Source organism: Salmonella sp. 2020_1395 (assembly GCF_043848115.1).
GTDB classification, from domain to species: domain Bacteria; phylum Pseudomonadota; class Gammaproteobacteria; order Enterobacterales; family Enterobacteriaceae; genus Salmonella; species Salmonella enterica.
In genome coordinates, this window is sequence record NZ_JBCMFH010000025.1 from 24,099 (window position 1) to 32,614 (window position 8,516).

7 protein-coding genes and 1 pseudogene are annotated in these 8,516 nt (G+C 52.5%); all 8 read right to left on the reverse strand.

The genetic code is table 11. From position 1 onward, the window contains the following. Positions 1-14: 14 nt before the first annotated feature. A complete protein-coding gene (rpoB, locus tag ACH0WD_RS23475) occupies positions 15-4,043 on the reverse strand; it encodes a DNA-directed RNA polymerase subunit beta (RefSeq protein ID WP_000263105.1) in 4,029 nt (1,342 codons plus the stop codon). Between the two features lie 317 nt (positions 4,044-4,360). Next, positions 4,361-4,726: a 50S ribosomal protein L7/L12 gene (gene rplL, locus ACH0WD_RS23480; protein WP_000028882.1), complete on the reverse strand. Its 366-nt coding sequence runs from the start codon at positions 4,724-4,726 to the stop codon at positions 4,361-4,363. A gap of 66 nt (positions 4,727-4,792) precedes the next feature. Continuing rightward, the gene (gene rplJ / locus ACH0WD_RS23485; protein ID WP_001207203.1) at positions 4,793-5,290 is read right to left on the reverse strand and encodes a 50S ribosomal protein L10; all 498 of its coding nucleotides are present in this window, start codon (positions 5,288-5,290) and stop codon (positions 4,793-4,795) included. A 419-nt stretch (positions 5,291-5,709) separates the two neighbouring features. Beyond that, positions 5,710-6,414: a 50S ribosomal protein L1 gene (gene rplA, locus ACH0WD_RS23490; RefSeq protein ID WP_001096676.1), complete on the reverse strand. Its 705-nt coding sequence runs from the start codon at positions 6,412-6,414 to the stop codon at positions 5,710-5,712. A 3-nt stretch (positions 6,415-6,417) separates the two neighbouring features. Next, positions 6,418-6,846, reverse strand: coding sequence for a 50S ribosomal protein L11 (gene rplK / locus ACH0WD_RS23495; RefSeq protein ID WP_001085926.1), 429 nt, complete (start codon positions 6,844-6,846; stop codon positions 6,418-6,420). Positions 6,847-7,003: 157 nt separating this feature from the next. Then, positions 7,004-7,549: a transcription termination/antitermination protein NusG gene (gene nusG / locus ACH0WD_RS23500; protein WP_001287521.1), complete on the reverse strand. Its 546-nt coding sequence runs from the start codon at positions 7,547-7,549 to the stop codon at positions 7,004-7,006. A gap of 1 nt (position 7,550) precedes the next feature. Further along, positions 7,551-7,934, reverse strand: coding sequence for a preprotein translocase subunit SecE (secE, locus tag ACH0WD_RS23505; protein ID WP_001275691.1), 384 nt, complete (start codon positions 7,932-7,934; stop codon positions 7,551-7,553). Between the two features lie 229 nt (positions 7,935-8,163). Then, positions 8,164-8,516, reverse strand: a pseudogene (tuf, locus tag ACH0WD_RS23510) (elongation factor Tu); the annotation flags it as partial.

An 8,516-nucleotide genomic window follows, 5' to 3' on the forward strand; every position in this document is an offset into this window, starting at 1 on the left:
TGTTTGAGCGAGAATTACTCGTCTTCCAGTTCGATGTTGATGCCCAGCGAGCGGATCTCTTTCAACAGAACGTTGAAGGATTCCGGCATACCCGGTTCCATCTGATGGTTGCCGTCCACGATGTTCTTATACATCTTGGTACGACCGTTCACGTCATCAGACTTAACGGTGAGCATTTCCTGCAGGGTGTAGGCGGCGCCGTAAGCTTCCAGCGCCCACACTTCCATCTCCCCGAAGCGCTGACCACCGAACTGCGCCTTACCACCCAGCGGCTGCTGAGTAACCAGGCTGTAAGAACCGGTAGAACGCGCATGCATCTTGTCATCAACCAGGTGGTTCAGTTTCAGCATGTACATGTAACCGACGGTTACCGGACGTTCGAACTGTTCACCCGTACGGCCATCGAACAGGGTGATCTGACCGGAGGTCGGCAGGTCGCCCAGTTTCAGCAGCTCTTTGATTTCCGCTTCTTTCGCACCGTCAAACACTGGTGTGGCAATCGGCATACCTTTACGCAGGTTTTCTGCCAGACGCAGCACTTCATCATCGCTGAAGGTGCTCAGGTCGACTTTCTGACGAACGTCGGCGCCCAGATCGTAGGCACGCTGGATGAATTCGCGCAGTTTCGCGACTTCCTGCTGCTGTTTCAGCATGGCGTTAATCTTGTCGCCAATACCTTTTGCAGCCATACCCAGGTGGGTTTCCAGAATCTGACCGATGTTCATACGAGACGGTACGCCCAGCGGGTTCAGTACGATGTCGACCGGCGTGCCGTTTTCATCGTAAGGCATGTCTTCGATCGGGTTGATCTTAGAGATAACACCCTTGTTACCGTGACGACCTGCCATCTTATCACCCGGCTGGATACGGCGTTTAACGGCCAGATAGACCTTCACGATCTTCAGCACGCCCGGCGCCAGATCGTCGCCCTGGGTGATTTTACGGCGCTTCGCTTCAAGTTTTTTCTCGAACTCGTGTTTCAGCTCGTCATACTGCTCAGCCAGTTGTTCCAGCTGATTTTGTTTCTCTTCGTCGGTCAGACCGAGTTCCAGCCAGCGGTCGCGCGGCAGTTTGTCGAGCTTCTCAGCTTCAACGCCGCCGGACACCAGTACCGCACGGATACGGCTAAACAGGCCCGCTTCGAGGATCTGCAGTTCTTCAGACAGGTCTTTTTTCGCCTGCTTGAGCTGCATCTCTTCGATTTCCAGAGCACGTTTGTCTTTTTCTACGCCATCGCGAGTAAAGACCTGAACGTCGATAACCGTACCGGAGACACCGTTAGGTACGCGCAGAGAAGAGTCTTTAACGTCAGACGCTTTCTCACCGAAGATCGCACGCAGCAGTTTCTCTTCCGGCGTCAGCTGGGTTTCACCTTTCGGCGTCACCTTACCGACCAGAATGTCGCCGCCGGTTACTTCCGCGCCGATGTAAACGATACCGGATTCATCCAGTTTGGAGAGCGCAGCTTCACCCACGTTCGGGATGTCAGCGGTGATCTCTTCCGGCCCCAGCTTGGTGTCACGGGACACGCACGCCAGTTCCTGAATGTGGATGGTGGTGAAACGGTCTTCCTGGACAACACGCTCGGAAACGAGGATGGAGTCTTCGAAGTTGTAGCCGTTCCACGGCATGAACGCCACTCGCATGTTCTGACCGAGCGCCAGTTCACCGAGGTCGGTGGACGGACCGTCTGCCAACACGTCGCCGCGTTCAACCGGCTCGCCCAGAGACACACATGGCATCTGGTTGATACAGGTGTTCTGGTTAGAGCGGGTGTATTTGGTCAGGTTATAGATGTCGATACCCGCTTCGCCCGGGTACATCTCGTCTTCGTTAACTTTGATAACGATACGGGACGCATCCACGTACTGAACAGTACCGCCACGTTTAGCTACTGCAGTAACACCGGAGTCGACGGCGACAGCACGTTCCATACCGGTACCCACCAGCGGCTTGTCAGCACGCAGAGTCGGAACCGCCTGACGTTGCATGTTCGCACCCATCAATGCACGGTTGGCGTCATCGTGTTCCAGGAACGGGATCAGGGACGCACCGACGGAGACCACCTGCTGGGTGGAAACGTCCATGTAGTCAACCTGGTCACGGCTGAACAAGCTGGATTCGCCTTTGCTACGGCAGGTCACCAGATCTTCTACAAAGTGGCCTTCGTCATCCAGGTTGGAGTTCGCCTGAGCGATAACGTAGTTGCCTTCTTCGATAGCAGACAGGTAATGAATTTCGTCAGTGACCACGCCATCAACCACACGACGGTACGGCGTCTCAAGGAAGCCATATTCGTTAGTCTGTGCGTACACGGACAGGGAGTTGATCAGACCGATGTTCGGACCTTCCGGCGTTTCGATAGGACATACGCGACCGTAGTGCGTCGGGTGTACGTCTCGAACTTCGAAGCCTGCGCGTTCGCGAGTCAGACCGCCTGGGCCGAGTGCGGAGATACGACGTTTGTGCGTAATCTCAGACAGCGGGTTGTTCTGGTCCATAAACTGAGACAGCTGGCTGGAACCAAAGAACTCTTTCACTGCGGCGGAAATCGGCTTGGCGTTGATCATATCCTGAGGCATCAGGGTATCCAGATCGCCCAGAGACAGACGCTCTTTCACCGCACGCTCTACACGCACCAGGCCAACGCGGAACTGGTTTTCCGCCATTTCGCCGACGGAACGGATACGACGGTTGCCGAGGTGGTCGATATCATCCACTTCGCCTTTACCGTTACGGATATCGATGAGCTTCTTCATGACATCAATGATGTCGTCTTTGCTCAGGATACCGGAACCTTCGATTTCGTCGCGCAGCAGAGAACGGTTGAACTTCATACGACCCACCGCAGACAGGTCATAGCGGTCTTCGGAGAAGAACAGGTTCTCGAACAGGCTTTCAGCCGCTTCGCGTGTCGGCGGCTCACCAGGGCGCATCATGCGGTAGATTTCTACCAGCGCGCTCAGACGATCGTTGGTTGGGTCGACGCGTACCGTTTCAGAAATGTACGGGCCGTGGTCCAGATCGTTGGTAAACAGCGTTTCGATACGCTTGTGGCCGGACTGGCTCAGCTTAGCCAGCAGATCCAGGCTCAGCTCCATGTTCGCCGCGCAGATCAGCTCGCCAGTGGATTCGTCAACGTAGTCTTTAGAGACGACTTTACCTGCGATGTACTCAACCGGAACTTCGATATGCTTGATATCGTCTTTTTCCAGCTGACGGATGTGACGCGCGGTAATGCGACGGCCTTTTTCAACGTACACTTTGCCGTTAGCTTCGATATCGAACGACGCGGTTTCGCCGCGCAGACGTTCTGGAATCAGCTCCATCTGCAGCTTGTTGTCGCGAATTTCGAAGACCACTTTCTCAAAGAACAGGTCAAGGATCTGCTCAGTGGTGTAGTTCAGCGCACGCAGGATGATGGTCGCAGGCAGTTTACGGCGACGGTCGATACGCACGAACAGGTTGTCCTTCGGATCGAATTCGAAGTCCAGCCAGGAACCACGGTAAGGAATGATGCGCGCGTTATACAGCACTTTACCCGAAGAGTGGGTTTTACCTTTGTCGGAGTCAAAGAAGACGCCCGGACTACGGTGCAGCTGAGAAACAATAACACGCTCAGTACCGTTGATAACAAAGGTACCGTTGTCGGTCATGAGCGGAATTTCGCCCATGTAGACTTCTTGTTCTTTAATGTCTTTAACGGTGCCTTCCGGCGCTTCGCGCTCGTAGATCACCAGACGCAGTTTTACGCGCAGCGGTGCGGAATAGGTCACGCCACGGATCTGACATTCCTGAACGTCAAACACCGGTTCGCCAAGGCGGTAGCTGACGTACTGCAGCTCGGAATTACCGCTGTAGCTCTGAATCGGGAACACGGAACGGAAGGCTGCTTCCAGGCCGTACTGCCCTTCAGGATCTTGCTCGATAAACTTCTGAAACGAGTCAAGCTGGATAGAAAGGAGATAAGGTACATCCAGAACTTGTGGACGTTTACCAAAATCCTTACGAATACGTTTTTTCTCGGTATAGGAGTAAACCATAGGGTTCCTCAGCTCGCTGACAAGTCGACCCATCTGTCCTGCGGGGGACAGTTTGTGCAACACTATTTTGTTGACCGGAAAATGGATACTTTCCGCAATGCCTGTTGCTATCACGCTTAAACCATTTCATTGCGATTTACACAGAACGTACGCTCTGTCGCAGTATATTAAGTCGTCGATAGAAACAAGCATTGAAAGGCACAGCAGTAGTCAAACAGTGTGAAACGCTACTGGCGCCTTACAGCGCAAAAAGGCTGGTGACTAAAAAGTCACCAGCCATCAGCCTGATTTCTCAGGCTGCAACCGGAAGGGTTGGCTTATTTAACTTCAACTTCAGCGCCAGCTTCTTCCAGAGATTTTTTCAGTGCTTCAGCGTCATCTTTGCTCACGCCTTCTTTCAGAGCGGCCGGAGCAGATTCTACCAGGTCTTTAGCTTCTTTCAGACCCAGGCCAGTTGCGCCACGTACTGCTTTGATAACAGCAACTTTGTTAGCGCCAGCAGCTTTCAGAATTACGTCGAATTCAGTTTTTTCTTCAGCAGCTTCAGCCGGGCCAGCAGCTACAGCTACAGCAGCAGCAGCGGAAACACCGAATTTTTCTTCCATTGCAGAAATCAGTTCTACAACGTCCATTACGGACATAGCGGATACTGCTTCAATGATTTGATCTTTAGTGATAGACATTTAAATTGTTCCTGAATATCAGAATAAGTTTATACGTAAGCAAATGCTTGATAAAGACAACTGCGATTACGCAGCTTCTTTTGCATCGCGTACAGCAGCCAGTGTGCGAACCAGTTTGCCAGCCGAAGCTTCTTTCATGGTTGCCATCAGGCGTGCAATTGCTTCTTCGTAGGTCGGCAGAGTTGCCAGGCGGTCGATCTGAGACGCCGGGATCAGTTCACCTTCAAAGGCTGCAGCTTTGACCTCAAATTTTGCATTCGCTTTCGCGAACTCTTTGAACAGACGAGCAGCAGCGCCCGGGTGTTCCATAGAGTATGCAATCAGGGTCGGACCAACAAACGTGTCTTTCAGGCACTCGAACTGAGTACCTTCAACGACGCGGCGCAGCAGGGTGTTACGAACAACACGCATGTATACGCCAGCTTCACGACCTGCTTTACGCAGTTCAGTCATTTTATCTACAGTTACGCCACGGGAATCCGCAACTACTGCAGACAGCGCGCCTTTGGCTACTTCGCTGACTTCAGCAACAATCGCTTGTTTGTCTTGAAGATTTAAAGCCATTAGCTTTGCTCCTGGATGTTTGCCGGAACTCATGTTCCGGAACTCACTTCACTCATCTCAACGAGAAGAGCGTCTTAATACGGTGAGCAGAAACAAGCCAGAGTATCAAAAATAATCTTAGCGTTCTGTCACCGTCTACGCAGGGGATTAAGCCTCTTGCGAGACGCCTGCGGTCTTCGACGGAGGCCTGGATAGGCCAGGCTCCAACGAACAAATTCTTTCTATGACTTCGTCCTTTGAACCGCACCTGTGTTAGCTGCGCTCGTTCACACCAGTCACATAGTTAACTATGCTCCTGGCGATTCACTCACTTGCTGCCTTGCTGCAATTCAAATGACTCGCATAGTGCTCTGTTATATTTCAACAGAATCGTGGGGGTAAGATTGTAGACAAAATCACCGCCCACGTAAAGACTAATCTTAGTTCGCAGATGCGCTCAGACCAGCCTGATCAACGGCAACGCCAGCACCCATGGTGGTGGAGATGCTAACTTTCTTGATGTACACGCCTTTCGCCTGGCTCGGTTTTGCTTTTTTCAGCGCAACCAGCAGAGCTTCCAGGTTTTCTTTCAGTTTGTCAGCGTCAAAGTCCACTTTACCGATGGTGGTGTGGATGATGCCGTTTTTGTCGTTACGGTAACGGACCTGACCTGCTTTAGCGTTCTTAACCGCTTCAGCAACGTTCGGCGTTACGGTACCGACTTTCGGGTTTGGCATCAGGCCGCGCGGACCCAGAACCTGGCCCAGCTGGCCAACAACGCGCATTGCATCCGGGGATGCGATAACAACGTCGAAGTTCATTTCGCCTTTCTTGATCTGGTCAGCCAGATCTTCCATACCTACCAGCTCAGCGCCAGCAGCTTTAGCTGCTTCAGCGTTCGGGCCCTGGGTAAATACGGCAACGCGAACAGAACGGCCAGTACCGTGCGGCAGTACAGTCGCGCCACGAACGTTCTGGTCAGATTTACGAGCGTCGATGCCGAGGTTAACGGCAACGTCAACGCTTTCGTTGAATTTAGCAGTGGCCAGCTCTTTCAGCAGGGCAATAGCTTCGTTGATGTCGTACTGTTTGGTCGCATCAACTTTTTCACGGATCACGCGCATACGCTTGGTCAGTTTAGCCATTTCTTAGTCCTCCACTACCAGGCCCATGGAACGTGCAGTACCTTCGATGGAGCGAGTCATCGCTTCAATGTCGGCACCGGTCATGTCGGCAGCTTTGGTCTGCGCGATTTCCTGCAGCTGAGCGCGGGAAATTTTACCTACTTTGTCTTTGTTCGGCTTGCCGGAACCAGACTTGATACCAGCCGCTTTTTTCAGCAGAACAGCTGCCGGAGGCGTTTTGGTAACGAAGGTGAAAGAACGGTCAGCGTAAACGGTAATAACAACCGGAATCGGCAGACCTTTTTCGATGGAATCCGTTTTTGCGTTGAACGCTTTGCAGAATTCCATGATGTTCACACCCTGCTGACCCAGTGCTGGACCAACCGGCGGACTCGGGTTCGCCATACCAGCTGCAACCTGCAGCTTGACGTAGGCTTGTACTTTCTTAGCCATTCTAAATTCCTCGAATTGGGTAGTATCGCTTCAAAGAAGCTCCCCGTGATAAATATCGCTTTATGGGCATGAGGCCCATAAAAACAAAAGGCGCGAAATTGTATGTCAATTTCGCGCCCTATGCAACGATTAAATCGCTGCTTTTTTGATCGCAGCCTTACGCTTTCTCAACCTGACTGAAGTCCAGCTCTACCGGGGTCGCACGACCGAAGATAGAAACAGACACTTTCAGGCGAGACTTCTCATAATCGACTTCTTCGACAACGCCGTTAAAGTCTGCGAACGGACCGTCGTTAACACGAACCATTTCACCCGGTTCAAACAGAGTTTTCGGCCGCGGCTTATCGCCAACCTGCTGCAGGCGGTTCATGATCGCATCGACTTCTTTGTCGCTGATCGGCGCCGGACGGTCAGAGGTACCGCCGATAAAGCCCATCACACGCGGCACGCTACGCACCAGGTGCCAGCTTGCGTCGTTCATGACCATCTGGACCAGAACGTAACCCGGGAAGAATTTGCGTTCGCTTTTGCGACGCTGGCCGCCACGGATCTCAACGACTTCTTCAGTCGGCACCATGACTTCGCCAAACAGCTCTTCCATATTGTGTAATTTGATATGCTCGCGCAGCGATGTGGCTACGCGGCCTTCAAAACCGGAAAACGCCTGAACGACGTACCAGCGCTTTTTAGGTGCTTCAGACATCTCAGAACCTCAGGCCAGTGATAAAGGATACCAGGCGAACCAGAATACCATCCAGTCCCCACAGGATCAGTGACATAACTGCGGTAACCGCAGCGACGATCAGCGTGGTGTGCAGCGTTTCCTGGCGAGTCGGCCAAATGACCTTACGGACTTCGGTTCTCGCTTCACGGGCAAAAGCAACGGTTGCTTTACCTTTTGTCGTCAACAGCGCGACACCACCCGCTGCAGCAATCAGAATTACTACGGCCAGCGCACGCAGCGGCAGCATCATGTCGCGATAGAGGTAGTTGCCGACGATTGCGACGATCAGCAATATGGCAACAACTATCCACTTCATCGCTTCCAGGCCGCGCCCGCTCCCTTGAGCTTCGGTATTCGCACTCATAAACCAACCTGTCAGAAGTATTCTACAAACATTTTCACCCCGCAATCGCGAGGCAATCCAAATCGAAACGCTTATTCGCCTTTCGGATTATACGCCCTCTACAGAGCCTGTCTCAGCAATGATTATGACAAATAAAATCACTGATGAGCCAGGTTCTGGTGTGAAAGCGTGCAAAAAGGGCATCAAATGATGCCCTTTTATTGCGCATTGCGTCAAATGTTATCAGCGATTAGCCGAGAACTTTAGCAACAACGCCCGCGCCAACGGTACGGCCGCCTTCACGGATTGCGAAACGCAGACCGTCGTCCATCGCGATCGGGTGGATCAGGGTAACAACCATTTTGATGTTGTCGCCCGGCATTACCATCTCTACGCCTTCCGGCAATTCGATGGTGCCAGTCACGTCAGTAGTACGGAAGTAGAACTGCGGACGGTAGCCTTTGAAGAACGGAGTGTGACGGCCGCCTTCATCTTTGGACAGAATGTACACTTCAGATTCGAACTTGGTGTGCGGCTTGATGGTGCCCGGCTTAGCCAGTACCTGACCACGTTCGATTTCTTCACGTTTGATACCACGCAGCA